The organism is Treponema sp. OMZ 799, from assembly GCF_024181365.1.
In the GTDB taxonomy this organism is placed as follows: domain Bacteria; phylum Spirochaetota; class Spirochaetia; order Treponematales; family Treponemataceae; genus Treponema_B.
Map to the genome: position 1 here is coordinate 2,496,185 of NZ_CP051301.1, position 15,993 is coordinate 2,512,177.

General features: G+C 41.6%; 14 protein-coding genes and 1 pseudogene. 4 read left to right on the plus strand and 11 right to left on the minus strand.

The genetic code is table 11. The annotated features are described in order from the left end of the window. Nucleotides 1–10 precede the first annotated feature (10 nt). From E4O04_RS11505 to E4O04_RS11545, 9 genes and pseudogenes are all read right to left on the minus strand, one after another. The gene (locus tag E4O04_RS11505) at nt 11–655 is read right to left on the minus strand and encodes a nucleotidyl transferase AbiEii/AbiGii toxin family protein (RefSeq protein WP_253687115.1); all 645 of its coding nucleotides are present in this window, start codon (nt 653–655) and stop codon (nt 11–13) included. Further along, nucleotides 610–936, minus strand: coding sequence for a DUF6922 domain-containing protein (locus E4O04_RS11510; RefSeq protein ID WP_253687113.1), 327 nt, complete (start codon nt 934–936; stop codon nt 610–612). The genes E4O04_RS11505 and E4O04_RS11510 overlap by 46 nt, the downstream gene beginning before the upstream one ends. A 123-nt stretch (nt 937–1,059) precedes the next feature. Then, complete coding sequence (locus E4O04_RS11515; protein WP_253687111.1) at nt 1,060–1,839, minus strand: ABC transporter ATP-binding protein; 780 nt, start codon at nt 1,837–1,839, stop codon at nt 1,060–1,062. 5 nt (nt 1,840–1,844) lie between these two features. Then, nucleotides 1,845–2,864 carry a FecCD family ABC transporter permease gene (locus tag E4O04_RS11520; RefSeq protein WP_253708139.1) on the minus strand — a complete coding sequence of 340 codons (1,020 nt, stop codon included), beginning with the start codon at nt 2,862–2,864 and terminating at the stop codon, nt 1,845–1,847. Continuing rightward, nucleotides 2,864–3,799 carry an ABC transporter substrate-binding protein gene (locus tag E4O04_RS11525; protein ID WP_253708141.1) on the minus strand — a complete coding sequence of 312 codons (936 nt, stop codon included), beginning with the start codon at nt 3,797–3,799 and terminating at the stop codon, nt 2,864–2,866. The genes E4O04_RS11520 and E4O04_RS11525 overlap by 1 nt, the downstream gene beginning before the upstream one ends. 176 nt (nt 3,800–3,975) lie before the next feature. Next, entirely contained in the window at nt 3,976–5,214 is a 1,239-nt protein-coding gene (locus tag E4O04_RS11530) for a methylaspartate ammonia-lyase (protein WP_253687106.1), read from the minus strand. Between the two features lie 190 nt (nt 5,215–5,404). Beyond that, a complete protein-coding gene (locus E4O04_RS11535) occupies nt 5,405–6,862 on the minus strand; it encodes a methylaspartate mutase subunit E (RefSeq protein ID WP_253687105.1) in 1,458 nt (485 codons plus the stop codon). 91 nt (nt 6,863–6,953) lie between these two features. Beyond that, a pseudogene (locus E4O04_RS11540) lies at nt 6,954–7,804 on the minus strand (PD-(D/E)XK nuclease family transposase). A gap of 105 nt (nt 7,805–7,909) precedes the next feature. Then, a complete protein-coding gene (locus E4O04_RS11545) occupies nt 7,910–8,653 on the minus strand; it encodes a copper homeostasis protein CutC (RefSeq protein ID WP_253708144.1) in 744 nt (247 codons plus the stop codon). A gap of 139 nt (nt 8,654–8,792) precedes the next feature. On the opposite strand from E4O04_RS11545, the gene E4O04_RS11550 reads away from it, so the two are divergent. Beyond that, a complete protein-coding gene (locus tag E4O04_RS11550) occupies nt 8,793–10,013 on the plus strand; it encodes a hypothetical protein (RefSeq protein ID WP_253708146.1) in 1,221 nt (406 codons plus the stop codon). Continuing rightward, nucleotides 10,013–11,830, plus strand: coding sequence for a DNA topoisomerase IV subunit B (locus E4O04_RS11555; RefSeq protein WP_253687097.1), 1,818 nt, complete (start codon nt 10,013–10,015; stop codon nt 11,828–11,830). The genes E4O04_RS11550 and E4O04_RS11555 overlap by 1 nt, the downstream gene beginning before the upstream one ends. On the opposite strand, the gene E4O04_RS11560 is transcribed toward E4O04_RS11555, so the two are convergent. Further along, nucleotides 11,796–12,539, minus strand: coding sequence for a tRNA threonylcarbamoyladenosine dehydratase (locus E4O04_RS11560; RefSeq protein WP_253687095.1), 744 nt, complete (start codon nt 12,537–12,539; stop codon nt 11,796–11,798). The genes E4O04_RS11555 and E4O04_RS11560 overlap by 35 nt on opposite strands. A gap of 33 nt (nt 12,540–12,572) precedes the next feature. Continuing rightward, nucleotides 12,573–13,631, minus strand: coding sequence for a phospho-N-acetylmuramoyl-pentapeptide-transferase (locus E4O04_RS11565; RefSeq protein ID WP_253687094.1), 1,059 nt, complete (start codon nt 13,629–13,631; stop codon nt 12,573–12,575). 73 nt (nt 13,632–13,704) lie between these two features. Here E4O04_RS11565 and E4O04_RS11570 point away from each other — a divergent pair, with 73 nt between their 5' ends. Both E4O04_RS11570 and uraA read left to right on the plus strand, forming a co-directional pair. Continuing rightward, nucleotides 13,705–14,451 carry a DUF368 domain-containing protein gene (locus E4O04_RS11570; protein WP_253708148.1) on the plus strand — a complete coding sequence of 249 codons (747 nt, stop codon included), beginning with the start codon at nt 13,705–13,707 and terminating at the stop codon, nt 14,449–14,451. Nucleotides 14,452–14,644: 193 nt separating this feature from the next. Continuing rightward, on the plus strand, nt 14,645–15,907 hold the full coding sequence (uraA, locus tag E4O04_RS11575) for a uracil permease (protein WP_253687090.1): 1,263 nt from the start codon (nt 14,645–14,647) through the stop codon (nt 15,905–15,907). The last annotated feature ends 86 nt before the right edge of the window (nt 15,908–15,993 follow it).

Genomic DNA, 15,993 nt, shown 5'->3' on the forward strand with positions numbered 1-15,993 from the left:
TTAATTGTACTTATATAGGATAGGTTTTGTATATTTTTTGAGGATTTTTTATCATATCATGCAAGCGTTTTTCAATATGTTCCCAATTAAATTTTCCGGCTATTAAGTTTACCGGCTCATCCATAAAGTCTATATCATCAAAATAAGATAAGGCTTTTACAACAGATAGTATATTTACATTTTTATACTTCAATCGATAAAAGTCCAGCATTGCCTCTAATGAATATTTTGTTGATAAAAACGAAATATCAACAAAATCTTTCAACCGAGTACCGTTATCGGTAATTGCCGAAAGTTTCATGGCAATAACATCTTCAAAACTTGCTATCCGTATATTTTCTTCTGTAGACAATGGTTTTAGTAAAGGGTAATCATATTTGATACAATCAATAAATACACCATTTATTTCGCCTTTTAATGTATTATGAGCCTTATACCTCTCAATAAATCCGTATTCTTTTGATAAATGTTTATTAAGGTCTTGTACCGATATATCATTTTGAGTAAATAAATCCAAATCAATACTTTTCCTGTGTCCAAGCCTCAATGCAATGGAAGTGCCGCCAACTAAAAAGAATTGATCTATTTGAGAGTCTTTCATGAGTGTTCTTAATAATTCAAATGCAGTTTTCTCGACAGTGTTCTTTTGCAGCATAAAAAATCTTCCTTTTTTAAATCAAAAAGCAAACAAGACCAGTTCAATTCTTTTGGGGGAAGGTACGGAATTTGTACAACAATATTTTTTACCTTTTCAAAACCGCCGTAAAGTTGAAACATGGCATAATAATCCTCCGGTCTGCCGTATTCCAAGACGCGGGCGACAACAGTTTTTGCCATTATATTCCAATCCCAATCGGGAGCTTTTGTATCATACTCCCAAAGAATTGACTGAGAAATTTTTTCTTTTTTGTGGGTTTCATAATCTGCAAAAAACATATCATACCTCCCGAGTTCCAGTATAGCATATTTTTGTACATTTTTCCACACAGCAACAAAGCAAATAGCCGCAAATAAAAAAAAGATTTAGCTTCAAGTTTCCGATAATCGTTTGCCTGTAAGCTAAAAAGCTGTAAGCCATAAATTAAAAGAATCTTTCATCCAGCCGGCTACATCCATTCCGTAAACGGATTGTAAAATCTCTCCGGTTAAAATATCTTCTTTTTTTCCGAATGAGGCTATCTTTCCGTCCTTCAAAAAAAGGAGCTTATCGGCAAATTGAAGGGCCAGGTTGATATCGTGAAAGACTCCGATGACGGTCTTGTTTTCCGTTTTGCAAATATCTTTTAAAAGATAAATCAGCTCGGTTTGATTTTTTAAGTCCAGATGATTTGTAGGCTCATCCAAAAGAATGAGGCCGGGCTCTTGGGCAAGGGTTCGGGCAAGATAAACCCGCTGAAGCTGACCGCCTGAAAGTTCATCTATTTTCTTTTCGCGCAAGCTCCAAACGTCTACAGCCCTTAAACATTTTTCTACATAGGCCCTGTCGTTTTTTGAAAAAGAACGGAAAGACGAGTTTTCAAGACGGGCATAGCGTCCCATCATAACCGTATCGTAAACGGAATATGAAAAATATATTGAAGAGACTTGGCTTAAAAGAGCGATTTTTTTGGCTATATCCTTATGCTTTATATCTTTTAGATTTTTACCGTCTAAAAGAATTTCTCCCGAATAATCTATAAGACCTGCAAGGCTTTTTAAGAGAGTCGTTTTTCCGCAGCCGTTGGGACCTAAAACGCAAAGGCTTTCGCCCCTTAAAACCGAAAAGGAAATACCGTTTAAAACGGGTGTCTTTGAATATCCTGCATAAAGTGATTTTGCTTCTATCAGCGGATGCTCCATAAGAGTTAAGCCCTCCTCCGGCCTTTAAAGTAGACATAGCAAAAAAACGGAGCACCTGCGAGGGCGGTAATTGCTCCGACCGGAAGCTCTTGGGGCGACAAAATCGTTCTTGCAATCATATCGCAGAGCACCATTCCTGTGCCTCCTATACAAAAGGACATAGGTATAACTATCTTATGCCTTGCTCCGAATAATTTGCGCACAAGATGGGGAGCTATTAAATCTATAAAACCGATTATGCCAACAAAGGAAATTACGGCCCCTGTAAGGGCGGAAACCAAAAACAAAAGACTCCATTTAATTTTTTTTGTATTGACTCCCATGGTTCTAGCCTGTTCCTCTCCGAAGGTAAGCAGATCCATCTCGTGCGAAAGAAAGGTAAGAATCAAGGTGCCGCCCGCACAGATAGGCAGAAGTACATTAAAATTTTTTATGTTCTGGCTTGCAAAGCTCCCCATCTGCCAAAATATGAGCCGTGCCATTCCGTCCCTGTTAAGGGCGATTATGACGGTTATAATTCCGTTTATAAAAAGAGAAAAAACTATACCGGCTAAGATAATCGTCGAGTTTTCAAAATTTCTATCAACTAAGGCTGCAAATTTAACCGAAGTGTAGACTGTAAGGAGGCCTGCAATAGTTCCTGCAAGCGGAAGAGTAAAAGCGGGCATCAGAGGGAGAGTAAGCCCGGTCAAAATTACCAGAGCCGCTCCGAGGGAGGAACCGGATGAAACGCCCATGGTGTAAGAAGAAGCCAAGGCGTTCTTTAAAATGCTTTGCATGACTGCCCCGCTTACAGCCAATGCTCCTCCTGCCAAAAAAGCAACTAAAACTCTGGGCAGCCTTACATTCCAGACAATCGCAACAAAGGTTTCTTGAATACTTAAAATTTCTTTTTGAGCTATTTTTGAAAGGATGATTTTAACGATATCTTGGGGCGGAACAAAGACCGAGCCGACTCCGACACCCAAGATGAGTACAAGGATGCAGGCTGCGATTGAGCCTGCAAGCTTGAATTGAAGTTTCATTATTTATAGATTTCGGGATAGACGGCCTTAGCCATTTCCTTTAAGGCCTTGATAATGTTGTGGTTAGGTCTTGAAGAAGAATTATTGTCAACAGCAAAAACCTGTTTACCCTTTACGGCTTTAAGAGAAGCCCAGCCTGATCTGGCCATTATTTCATCAATGGGGTTACGAATATAGTTTACATTTGTTAAAATGACATCAGGATTCTTTGCCAAAACCATCTCATCCGAAACAGCTACCCAGCTTTTTTGATCGGCAAGGATATTTTGGGCCCCGATAATTTCGATCATCTCATGGATAAAGGTGCCGGTTCCCAAGCTGTACATGTAAGGAGCAGCTCCTATTTCAAAATAAACCTTTTTCTTTTTATCTTGGCCAATAGAAGCGCCCTTCTTTCGGACAGCTTCGATTTCCTTTTTCATGTTTGCAATAATTTTTGCTCCGTTTTTATCTTGTTTTACGACGGCAGCTATGTATGCAATATCAAGATAGATGGCTTCAATACTTGAAGCGGAAGGAATGTTTATAACGCAGATACCCGCATCTGTTAAGGGAGAAAAAGGAGTGTTTCCCTTTGCATTCGACATACCCGAAATAAAAACTACATCCGGTTTTAGGGCGATAAGTTTTTCGGCATCGGGCTTCATCATATCAAAGTATGGAATATCCTGCTTTAAAAGTCCGTCCTTTTGAGTGTTGGTATCGGCTGCAATGATCTTACCTGCTACACCCAAATCGATAAGGATTTCGGTGGTAGACGGAGCCATCGAAACGATTTTTTCAACCTTTGCAGGTAAGGTAATGGAAGCACCGGCCCTGTCCATCGTTAAATCAATCGAGGGAAGGCTTGCTTCTTTTGCTCCTCCTGCAAAAGCCATGGTGCCGGCTGCCAAAATCATGGTCAACACAAAGAAAATTTTCTTAAACTTTTTCATAACTACTCCTTAAAAAAAGTTTTTGAAGGAAGCCTCAGCTTCCTGAAAAAAGTTTTTTCACGCGGTTTGTTTACAAACCGCATAAAATAACCACGACGTTTGTCTGAAAGACAAACTCGAAGATAAACAGAGAGGCACTATTTGTGCCGAACTGTTTATCGAAACTCCTAAACAACTTATTTCCTATTGGCTAAGGCAACGATCCTATTCATCTCGTTATTGATGATCATGTAGCCTTCGTCAACACCCATACCGGGTTTTGCAAGCTGCTGGGCAGCACCGGCTGCAACAGAGCAGTTTACGATAACTTCGGCCGAGCGGTTGGTTTCGTTACATGTACCTCCGCAGTAGGCTCCGACTCCCTTTTCCTTGCAGTAAAGGATGGCTTCGATTGTGTTGTTAATTCCTCCGAGGTCTGGGGTCTTAATCTGAATCATGTGGCCTGCGCGGTTATCTGCAAAGTACTGAATGTCTTCGAGGGTGTTGCACCATTCATCGGCAACAAGCTCTACCTTTACGCCGTTATCGTCAAGGCTCTTTGTAAGAGCTGCAAGCACCTGCATCTGCTTTTCTCTGTCGCCCATATCCATGGGGCCTTCAATTCTAAGTTTAAAAGGAGCGGCAGCTTCTTCCAAGGTTTTAAGATAGGCAGTCATCTTGGGAACATCGTTATTTGTAAAGTCTCCGATTGTGCCGTATACATCAATGTGGAAGATAGGATTGTAGTTCTTGCAGGTTCTCATGGTTTCAACTCTGTTTTTGAGCCACTTAACATATTCCAAAAGTTTTTCACCGTTTTTACCGGTTTTTTCTTCAACATTGTTAAATAGACCGTGGGGGAGAACTTCAGCCTGCTTGATAATCATCTTATCGGCATTTAAGTAGCGGTCATCGCCCGACTGGGTGAAGATCGGGATTCTCTTTATTTTGCAGCCGGTCTTGTATTCGTCTACAACAACCTCGGCCATTGTTATGTGGCGGGCCTTTGCAACTGCATCAAGGATGGCTTGAGAAATACCGTAGCGGAGAGCCGTGTGCATTCTCTTTCCGTTTACTTTATGTTCTTCAAAGGTTTTGGCCATTTCTCTAAAGTTTGTAATTTCTTTTCCTACAAAGAGGGGCTTTATGTCCTTTTCGATTACGGGAATAAAGTCCTTTGCCAAAAAGAGGGGATCGCGTCCGCCTGCTCCGGAATACTGTACGGCAGCACAGTCGCCGTAGGCTACCTGACCGTCTTCAAGAACGAACATAACGGAAATAGCTTCACCTGCCTGTCTGATTGAGGTAAAGCCCTCTGTTACGGGTTTTCCGGTATAGAAAAATCCGTCATGACCTGCGCCCATCTTGATAGCCTTTTGGTCATCAAAATAGAATCCTGTTTTTCCTTCTGCGCAAACAACATCAACAATTTTCATCTTTATACTCCTATAAAAACTTTTTGCAGGAAGCCTCAGCTTCCGAAAAAAGTTTTTTCAAAGCGGTTTGTCTACAAACCGCATACAATAATGCGACGTTTTGTGCATGAGCACAAAACTCGGTCAGATAAACAGTGAGGCAGATGTGCCGAACTGTTTATCGAAACTCCTATATAATCCTACTATAATTTTAGTGTTTAGCCGGTCTTCCGACCAAAACGCCGGAACTTACGGCATAAACGTCATCAACCGACATCTGGAAGTCAACTTCCCTCTTATCGGCCTTGGCCCTCTCTTCAAGTTTTTCCCTGTTAAAGTCGAGAATATCCTTTGTAAAGGGGAGGTTTCCCGGCATCAGGTAGCGGATGCATCCGTCATTGTCGCGGGCAGGCATTACCTTTCCGGCATTGTACTGGGAAGGGGCAAAGGGAATATCGATTACACCGGCTTCAAAGGCCTTGATAGTGCCTTCAACCAGATCTCCATGTCCTATCTCATAGACCCTGTCCATAATACACTTTGTTTCTGCCTTGATAAGCTCAATTTCTTGGGCGAGAATTTTTGAATCGGGATAGCGTTGTCCCTTCAAAAGGTTCAAAACCATCTTAGTAGCCTTGATGCCTCCTGCATTGGCTTCCTTGGTAGGAATACCGAAGGCCTCATGCGGGGTTTTAACGATTACCTTTGTAGCTCCGGAAAGAGCAGCGGTTGTACTTCCCAAAGAAATAAGACCGTAGGCCCTGGACTCATCTGCGGGAAAGCCTCCCATCCATTGGTGGAAAACGGTAGTGATGCACGTATCCTTGTAGCCGAATTTTTTCATATAGTCCTTGGTGATTTCTCTCAAGGAAATTACGGCAGCAACGTCCTGTGTCATGTTTCCGCACATACCGTAGCCTACAGTGATGCTTTTGACACCCTGCTCTGCTGCAAGCAAGGCTTCGATAACGCCTACTGCAATAGCAACCGAGGGAGGCACGAGGGTTCCTGTAAGAGGACCGAAGGGTTCTCTATTTAGGTGAACTCCGTTTTCTTCATAAAAGCCTACCAGGCGGTCGGCATATTGCCAGCACATTATACTATGTTCGATTGAAACGGCCTTTGCATAGGGAACGTTGTAGCTTATTCCTCCGCCTTCATTGGAGGTGTATCCTCCGGCATGGATAATCTCTGAAAGGAGACGGGCATCGGGGGTTCCGTGTCTTGCCTGCAAGGGAAGGTTTACGGCTTCCAAAACTTGGCGGCAGGGACCTACACCCCAGTTTACGGCAGGAAAACCGTTCATTAAAGAGCGGCCGGCCCTCTTTGAAGCCTCAATACCGGCCTCACCCTCTTCATATCTATTTTGGCGCGTATAAGCGTCAATGGTACTCGGTAAAAAGTCGGCACCGCCCTCATCCTGTAAAAACTTTAATAGATTGATGTGTTCATCCAAAAGAGGAACACCGGCACGAGGCTGTGCCGTAGTAATGCCTTCTTTATCGGCTTGTTCAAGTTTAATTGCAAAGTTTTTTTCAGGCGGGATCTTCTTTAGATAATCGATAGACTCTTTTAAGTCAACATCCTTTCCCGTGGGCCATGTTTGGAGAATTTCTTCTCTCATCTCCATAAACTCTCCCTCAGGGATTTTTTTATTTTTCCATCTCATACTCTTGCTCCTAAAGTATAGTGGGGTTATTGTATCACAAAGCCATATAGAGCTTCAAGTGGGGCAAGAGTTTGAGATAAAAACCTTAGAGCTAAAGACTTTCTATTTTTTCGCGGCTTAAGCCGGTTCCCTCAACTATTTTATCGATATCGATTCCAAGCCGTTTAAAAGATGCTGCTGTTTCCAACTTTGCTTGATATGAACCTTCAGCTCGGCCTTCCTCTAAACCCAGCCGCCTAGCCTCATTACGTTCACATTCTACATACATCTCATATTTTTCGTTAGAGAGTTCTATTGCCATTCGCCTCTCTTCATCCGTTACCCTAAAGAGTGTCGCTTCTGCCATTCTTATACCCTCCTCTAATCTGCATAATTCTTCCAACATCCCGCTTTTTTTATCTTCTTCATAGTTGGCTAAAAACCTTATCCAAAAATCTTTTAGATTATACTCTTCAAGCTTCTTTTCATAGTATAAACTATTAGCTCGTTTAATTCAACATAAAGATATTGAATTACAGAGCCTTCAGACATCCTTACAAGCTCTGCGTTTTTGGGAACATCGCAGCCGAAAACCGAAAGGCTTATGGCGTACAAAAAATCGTCTTCCTTAGGCTCTGTCTTTAAAAAGCGCGAAGCCAGCCGCATAAGATACATTTGACTCCGCCTTGGATAGTTGGTTTTCCAAAATTGCTGCATTTCAAGGTCTACAAGAAGGCCTGTGTCGGTTTTAATTAAAAAATCAAGGCGGTAGGTTTCACCCGACGGTCTATCTCTAATGAGCTCGGTGTTTAGGATTTCGGCCTTTGTGATTTTACCGTAAGAATCTTCCAAAAAGGCATTTAAAAAGCTTATCAAAGCCTTGTTGCCTTCTTCGCCTTTGGAAAACATCAGCTTAAATACCCAATCGGTCTTGGGGTTTAAAATAGTTTTTTCATTATTCATACTGACTCCTATATTTCATTGCAGGTATTATCTTCTTACCTGCTTTCATTTAATTATAGGGTTCTAGGTTGAATAAATGGTAAAATTTAAAAAAACTTTTATTTTTTACTTCAAATTTTCCCTTACCCTTATCATCTCGTCGAGGCCGGCAACTTCGATGCTGTCCTCAGGCGGATAGAGGGCTCCTCCGTAATAGATTGCAGGGTTTGCCTTGGTAGAAGGTTCTTCCCTCCTCTTAAGAGCAGCAAAGTGAATTTGATCCGCACCTGTGAGCTTGATTATTTTTGAAGCGTTTTTTTCGGTAATGCCGCCGCCGGGCAAAATTTCGATTCGGCCCTTAGCTCTTTTTATCATTTTGGCAATCAAATCGGCACCCTCATAGGCTGTCGGCTCTTGCCCGCTCGTTAAAACTCTTGTAAAACCTAAAGAAATAAGCTCATCTAAAGCCTTTAGGGGATCGGGAACTACATCTATAGCCCTATGAAAAACCTTGTCCCTGCTTCCTGCAATCTTTATAAGAGCTTCACACCTCTTTGAATCGATGGTTCCGTCCTTTTTTAAAAAGCCGAAAACAAGACCGTCGGCTCCGTTATCTATAAAAAGCTTTGCATCTTCAATCATCGTTTTATATTCATAAGAAGAGTAAAAAAAGCCGGCAGCTCTGGGTCTTACCATAACCATAACATCCAAACTTGTTTCTTTTTTTACCAATTTTAAAGTACCGAGAGACGGAGTTAAGCCTCCCAAAAAAAGAGAAGAATTAAGCTCAATCCTTGAAGCTCCGGCCTTTTCAGCCATCACGGCATCTTCAAAAGAGCCTGCACAAATTTCTATTTTGATTTTTTTCATTTAAATACCCCTATAAAACTGAACTGTTTATCATAACCTCATATTAACAGCCTTTCCTATTTTAAAAAATGAAGAGAAAAAAGTCAACATCCGAGAACAGCTATTGTCAAGAAACAAATAAAAGGGTAAAATGGAAGCTATGAATAATAGCAATAAAACAATCCCTGTTCTTTTAAAAGAATTAAAAGACCTTGAGTCAAAATTGACGGAAGCTTATAAACAGCTTGGAAACAAACTTATCAAAGATACGGCCGATCCGGCTACAGAAGCAAACGGTGTTTCCCTGGAAAATTTTCTTCAATGGCAAAGGCTGCACGATGAAAGAAAGTTTTGTACTGAAAGTGTTTTGGATATAAAAAATAATAATACCCGCCTTTCGGAACTGGACAGTTTTAAAAAACAGATAAAAGACAGACTCTCGGATACAAAAAAAGAAACCGAAAAACTAAAGGGAGATTTTTTACTCAAAATATACAAGGACTTTTTTCCACAGTGCGTAAATCTTTTTGATCCTCTATCTGCCGAAATACGCACAGAGGAAGCAAAAATACAGGAAGCCCAAGAAAGAATTGAAACCTTAAAGGCGGAAAAAAATGAAGCAAACTTTTTTGTCAAGCTCGGCCTCTCGGGCAAGATTTCCTCCCACGAATTAAAGATAAAAAATTCCGAAAAAAAGATTAAAAATATTTTAACAAAATCGGATATAAACATTGAAAATTCTCAAGAGGTAAAAGCCCTCTATGATGAAGATAAGCTTTTACCCGAACTTAAAAAAAGCTACGAAGAAATTTTAAAATTAGGCACCGATTTAAGCGACTCCGAAAACCGCCTTAAAATGATAGATGAGGAGGCCGGCTTTGTTACTCAAAAATTAGCCGATGCTGGAGCAGATAAAAATTCAAAAAAACGCATTGATAATTTTACAAACAGGATAAAAGAAATAGATGAAAAAATAGACCTTATTTCGGAATCTGCAGGTCTAAAATACACGGAAAATTTTTACTCTGTAGAAGGAGATTCGGCTTTAGGAGAAAATCCTTCGGATGAAGCTCTTGGAAAATATGCAGACTATCTAAAAAAAGCCGGTAAATACCGCAAAGAGATAAGCAAGGTAAAATACAATATAGAATTTTGTGAAGTAATGCAAAAAATTAAGGCGGAAGAAAATCATATCCAAAATCTTAACCGCACAATAAAGAATTGTGAAAACTCCATAAAGGAAGCCGAAAAGAAAATCAGCAATTCTGAAGCGGCCATCAAAAACTCACAAGCCAAAATAGCGGACTTGAAAGACTTCGCAGCCGGGCTTGAAGAAAAATTTTCGGGCAAGATCTCTGAAACGGTCTCGGAGGAAGAATAATGGCAACAAAAAAGGCTGTTTACGATGAGTCCAAAATAAAAACCTTAAGCTCCCTTGAACACATCCGTTTGAGAACGGGTATGTACATAGGCCGCTTAGGCGACGGCTCAAATCCCGATGACGGAATTTACATTCTAGTAAAAGAGGTTATCGACAACTCCATAGACGAGTTTATAATGGGAAACGGCTCCCGCATAGATATTCAGCAAGACGGAAACAAGATAACCGTCCGCGACTTCGGGCGGGGCATTCCTTTGGGAAAATTGGTAGAATGTGTTTCGGTTATAAATACGGGCGCAAAGTACAACGATGAGGTCTTTCAGTTTTCCGTCGGATTAAACGGAGTCGGAACAAAGGCCGTAAATGCCCTCTCGGAACATTTTAGGGTTGTCGCCGTAAGGGACGGAAAATACGCGGAAGCAATTTTTGAAAGAGGTAATCTTGTAAGCGAAAAAAAAGGGAACGCAAAGCCCGGCATCAAAAACGGAACCCTTGTCGAATTCGTTCCCGACACAAAAATTTTCGGCGAGTATAAATTTAACTTGGACTTTATCGAAAAACGGATTTGGAACTATGCTTATTTAAACTCAGGCCTTGTTTTAAGTTTTAACGGAAAGCTTTTTAAATCCGAAAACGGCCTTTTGGACTTGCTTGAATCCAATGTCGGCACAAACACCATCTATGAGGTTTGCCGCTACAAGGAAAAGCAGCTTGAGTTTGCATTTTCGCACACAAACAATTACGGCGAAACCTATTATTCCTTTGTAAACGGCCAATACACTTCCGACGGAGGAACCCACCTTTCCGCCTTTAAAGAAGGGCTTCTCAAAGGCATCAACGAATATTTTAGAAAAAGCTATAAGAGCGAGGACGTAAGAGAGGGAACTTGTGCTGCCGTTTCGGTAAAGATTCAAGCTCCGGTATTCGAAAGCCAGACAAAGAACAAACTCGGCAACACCGAGGTGCGCTCCTGGATAGTCAACGATACAAAGTCGGCGGTCGTAGAATGGCTTCAAAAAAATGCGGACTCGGCCGCAAAGCTTGAAAGCAAGATAATTGCCAACGAAAAGCTCCGCACCGAGCTAAACACCGTAAAAAAAGAAGCAAAGGCCGCGGCAAAAAAAATTGCCATAAAGATTCCGAAACTGAAGGACTGCAAATTCCATTTGGGAGACGGAAAATTCGGTGAAGACACCATGATCTTTATCACCGAGGGAGATTCCGCGACAGGAGCCATGGTTTCAAGCAGGGATGTTTTAACTCAGGCAATTTTTTCTCTTCGAGGAAAGCCCGAAAACATGTACGGCAAAAAGCGGGCACAGATATACAAAAATGCCGAGCTTTACAATATGATGATGGCACTCGGCATCGAAAACGACATCGAGGGCTTGCGCTATTCTAAAATCGTAATAGCAACGGATGCCGACAACGACGGCTTTCACATCCGCAATCTGCTTTTAACCTTCTTTTTAAGCTATTTTGAAGAGCTGGTTACCTCAGGCCGCGTATACATCTTGGAAACGCCCCTTTTCAGGGTGCGCACCAAAAAAGAGACATCTTATTGCTATTCCGAAAAGGAAAGGGATGAGGCTGTAAGCCGCTTAGGTTCATCTTCCGAAATTACCCGCTTTAAGGGTTTGGGAGAAATAAGCCCCAAGGAGTTCGGTCAATTTATCGGGGCCGATATAAAGCTCCTCCCCGTAACCGTTCAAACCCTAAAAAAAGTTCCTTCAATCTTGGAATTCTACATGGGCAAGAACACCCCGGAGCGCCGCAAATTTATCATGAAAAATCTTCTGGCCGAGATAGATGCTTAACTACCTCGCCGGCGATTAAAAGACCTGCGATCGAGGGAACCCATGCAGCCGAAGCCGGAGGGTTTTGCTTTATTGTACATTCACTTTTAGAATAAAGCACCTTCAAGTGCTTAACATTCCTTTTTTTTAGCTCGGTGCGCATTACCTTACAAAGAGGGCAGACGCTTGTCTTGTAAATATCTGCAAATTCAAAATCGGAGTTTAGGCGGTTTCCGCAGCCCATTGCCGAAATAAGAGGAACCTCATTTTTTTCGGCCTCAACGGCAAGAAAAATTTTGAGAGCAACCGTGTCCACGGCATCGACTATAAAGTCTAAACCATCAAAAAAATCTTCGCCTAAGACAGTATAAAAAGTATCGGGTAAAATAAAGGAATTGATTGCTGTTACCTTACATGAGGGACTTATATCGGCAATGCGCTCCCTTGCAACTTCGGTTTTAGATTTTCCTATGGTAGAATAGAGGGCATAAAGCTGGCGGTTGATATTGCTTTCCTCTATCTTGTCGCCGTCAATTAGGATGAGTTCCCCTGCCCCATTTTGGGCGGCACCCTTTTGAGACACCTCGTTCCGGGCCACACCGCTTCGGGCAAGAGCCTCGGCAGTATAGCTTCCTACTCCGCCGAGGCCGAAAACAGCAATACGGGTATTTTCTATCTTCTTTAAATTTGATGAACCGATAAGAGGTTCAAACCTCGATAAAAAACTCATGGCAAAAATTCAATTTCTAAAAATCTTAAAAGCCTATCTAATCTTAAATAGAATTCCTAAAATCACAATAGTAATTAAAATTTGAATAATTACAAAGCGGATCAAAACTTGAGTCGGCGACCATTGCAAATTCTTTTTCATGTGGTCATGGAGGGGAAACCTGATGTTTTTAAAAATACGGATTTTAAAAAAGCGGAGCATAACCACCTTTAAAATACCCGTTCCTCCGTTTATGAGGATAACGCCGCTCGTCATCAAAAGGATGAAGGGATTGCGTGAAATAATTACGAGAACTCCGATAAAAAAGCCGAGAGCCCGCGAGCCTGCATCCCCCATGAGAACCTTACTAGGATAGGCATTGTGCCAAAGATAGCCCGTAAGCACTCCACAGAGGGTAAAAATCATAACAGCCCATTTTGCTCCTGTGCTGATATTGGGAACCAAAAGATAGGCCGCAACCTTGATATGACCCAAAACAAAATAAAAAACTATACCCAGAGAAACAAGGGCCAAGAGGATGAGAGTTCCTGAAAGACCGTCCACCCCGTCGGTACAGTTTGTCGTGTTAATCGAAATCCATAAAATAATTATCGAAACGGCAAAGAACACAATAGGAGGCACTTCGACAAGGCTGGAAGTAAAGGGAAGCCAAAAGGAAACTCTTCCCTCAAAATAGATATAAAAAATAACAAGGGCTGTTACAGCCGATAAAATAAAATCCAAGCTGCCCTTTAAATATTCTCCCCAAGATTTTTCGGATTTATCATCCAAAAAGCCTGTCAGCATAACGGCAAAGGTTATCCCCAATATGAGAATCTGAGTAATAGTCGGTTTAATCAATAAAAAAACGCAAACTACAAAGATAGAAATAAAAACTACTCCGCCTCCTGTGGGTTTTCCCACAGCAGCTTCCGGGTTTACGGTAAACTCCCGCCCCCTGTCTTTGGGTAATTTGGAATAAAATTTAGGCAATAATAAGACGGTAATTAAAAAGCCTAAAAACAAGCCTAAAGAAATTAAAACGGCATAGGATTGTAAAAGTCTCATAGGCCCGAAATATGGGCCGAGCAATTCTGCAATATGATATAACATTCGCTTATTATAGCAAATTTTGATGGATTGTGTCTATCTTGTTTATATTGTAAAATTTATGTATATTTGAGCAATGTTAAACTATATAAAGAAAATAATTGCAGGTATTGCCGTCGGCATTGCAAATGTTATACCCGGTGTTTCAGGCGGAACCATAGCCGTCGTCTTCGGGGTTTATTCCGATCTTATAGGGGCAGCAAGCCTTAATGTCAAGACCATTAAGGCTAATTTTAAAACCTACCTCTGCCTTTTCGGAGGTATGGGCCTAGGGATCCTCCTTTTTGCCCGATTTTTTAAACTTGTTTATAAAAAGTTCCCCATACAGACAAACTTCTTTTTTATAGGCTTAATTGTAGGAAGCATCTTTATAATTTTTGACCTTGTACGCGAAAAAGAAAAAGAGAGTTCTTTTACAAAGGCCTCTAAAATCCTTTGGTTTTTTATCGGTTTAAGCCTGATGCTTGCCCTTTACTTTTTTAAGGGAGCCTCCGCTTATTCAGCCTCTGCAATAGAAACCTTAAGCCTCGGCAGTTTTTTGTTCTTATTCCTTGCAGGTTTTGCAGGAGCTGCCGCAATGGTCATTCCCGGCATATCCGGTTCTTTTCTCCTTTTGATAATGGGGGCTTATTACACGGTGATTAAGGCCCTTACCGACCTTAACATTCCTATAATGATTCCTGTAGGCCTAGGAGTCCTTGCAGGCATCATCCTCTCTGCAAGATTAATCGGCTTTTTGATGGAAAGGTTCCCCAAGATAACCTATGCCTTTATTTTAGGCCTCGTTGCGGGCTCAATCAGGCATCTGGTTCCGGACGGCTGACTGCATCCTTCGATGAGGCCGGCGGCGGTCCTCTGTATGCTTGCAGGCTACGGCCTGATAACGGTTTTTGAAAAGATAAACAAAAAATAGTCATTCGACATTTGGTACTTGTCATTTATCACTCGGCATTTACCCTGCCCGATTGACTTAACCGTCAATTAAAGTTATCATACAGCCCCGATGGAGATTTAATATGTCACATAAAAGAGTTTATCAAGTTGACGAAAAAGTTCCTGCGGGGCTTTTCTTACCCTTAAGTATTCAACATACATTTGCAATGTTCGGTGCCTCGGTTTTGGTTCCCATTATCTTCGGAATTGACGCAGGCATAGTTCTATTTATGAACGGGGTCGGCACCCTCTTGTTTATAGCTATAACAAAGGGAAAAGCCCCGGCCTACCTCGGCTCAAGCTTTGCCTTTTTAGGGCCTGCTACCCTGATTATTTCTTCAATAGGCTTTCAATATGCCCAAGGGGCCTTTATAGTAACGGGTCTTCTAGGCTGTCTCATTGCTTTTATAATTTATAAGTTCGGAACCTCATGGATAAACATAATCCTTCCGCCCGCAGCAATGGGCTCTGTGGTTTCCCTCATCGGTTTTGAGCTCACGGGACTCACAGTAAGGGGAGGAACCATCGGGGCAAACATCATGACGGAATCGGCCTCACGGGGAGACATAATAGTCTTTTTTATCACGATAGGGGCAGCCGTTCTGGGCTCCGTTCTTTTTAAGGGCTTTTTATCAACAATTTCCATTTTAATTGCAAGCATTGCAGGCTACATAGCCGCAATCTTTTTCGGTATGGTAGATTTTTCTATAATACGAGAAGCCGGGCTTTTTACGGTTCCTCATTTCCAGTTTCCCAAATTCGACCTTATGGCCGTCATTACAATGCTTCCCGTCTTGCTGGTTATCACAAGCGAGCACATAAGCCATCAGGTAGTAACCTCCAACATAGTAGGAAGAGACCTTTTAAAAGATCCGGGCCTTCACAGGAGTATCTTTGCCGATAACTTTTCGACAGCCCTTTCAGGCCTTGTCGGAGGAGTTCCCACCACAACCTACGGTGAAAACATAGGCGTTATGGCGGTTACAGGTATTTACAGCGTCTATGTAATTGCAGGAGCAGCAATAATTTCGATCTGCATGGCCTTTATAAGCCCCCTTGCAGCCCTGATCCGCACCGTGCCCGGGAATGTCATAGGCGGCATAACCTTCTTGCTCTACGGAATGATAGGAGCCTCAGGCATCCGCCTTTTGGTAGATTCAAAAGTAGATTATTCAAAATCAAAAAACCTCATCCTGACCTCGGTCGTCTTTACCACAGGCTTAAGCGGCCTCAGCATAAAATTCGGCGAAATCGAATTTAAGGGAATGGTACTAGCCTCCCTCGTTGCCGTTATCTTAAGCTTTATCTTCTTTGTCTTTGAAAAACTGGGAGTGCTGGAAGAGTAGAAGATTGAAGGTATTATCAAAAAGTCGGAAAAAAAACATAAACACTTTGTTTTTTTGCTAAAAGCTGCTATACTGAATATATAATC

Bases quoted from the DNA above. Each gene is read 5' to 3' on its own strand.
- E4O04_RS11550 (WP_253708146.1), top strand. From the start codon at position 8,793: ATGAATAATAGCAATAAAACAATCCCTGTTCTTTTAAAAGAATTAAAA.
- uraA (WP_253687090.1), top strand. From the start codon at position 14,645: ATGTCACATAAAAGAGTTTATCAAGTTGACGAAAAAGTTCCTGCGGGG.
- E4O04_RS11515 (WP_253687111.1), bottom strand. From the start codon at position 1,839: ATGGAGCATCCGCTGATAGAAGCAAAATCACTTTATGCAGGATATTCA.
- E4O04_RS11530 (WP_253687106.1), bottom strand. From the start codon at position 5,214: ATGAAAATTGTTGATGTTGTTTGCGCAGAAGGAAAAACAGGATTCTAT.
- E4O04_RS11565 (WP_253687094.1), bottom strand. From the start codon at position 13,631: ATGTTATATCATATTGCAGAATTGCTCGGCCCATATTTCGGGCCTATG.
- E4O04_RS11525 (WP_253708141.1), bottom strand. From the start codon at position 3,799: ATGAAAAAGTTTAAGAAAATTTTCTTTGTGTTGACCATGATTTTGGCA.
- E4O04_RS11560 (WP_253687095.1), bottom strand. From the start codon at position 12,539: ATGAGTTTTTTATCGAGGTTTGAACCTCTTATCGGTTCATCAAATTTA.
- E4O04_RS11570 (WP_253708148.1), top strand. From the start codon at position 13,705: ATGTTAAACTATATAAAGAAAATAATTGCAGGTATTGCCGTCGGCATT.
- E4O04_RS11555 (WP_253687097.1), top strand. From the start codon at position 10,013: ATGGCAACAAAAAAGGCTGTTTACGATGAGTCCAAAATAAAAACCTTA.
- E4O04_RS11505 (WP_253687115.1), bottom strand. From the start codon at position 655: ATGCTGCAAAAGAACACTGTCGAGAAAACTGCATTTGAATTATTAAGA.
- E4O04_RS11510 (WP_253687113.1), bottom strand. From the start codon at position 936: ATGTTTTTTGCAGATTATGAAACCCACAAAAAAGAAAAAATTTCTCAG.
- E4O04_RS11520 (WP_253708139.1), bottom strand. From the start codon at position 2,864: ATGAAACTTCAATTCAAGCTTGCAGGCTCAATCGCAGCCTGCATCCTT.
- E4O04_RS11535 (WP_253687105.1), bottom strand. From the start codon at position 6,862: ATGAGATGGAAAAATAAAAAAATCCCTGAGGGAGAGTTTATGGAGATG.
- E4O04_RS11545 (WP_253708144.1), bottom strand. From the start codon at position 8,653: ATGAAAAAAATCAAAATAGAAATTTGTGCAGGCTCTTTTGAAGATGCC.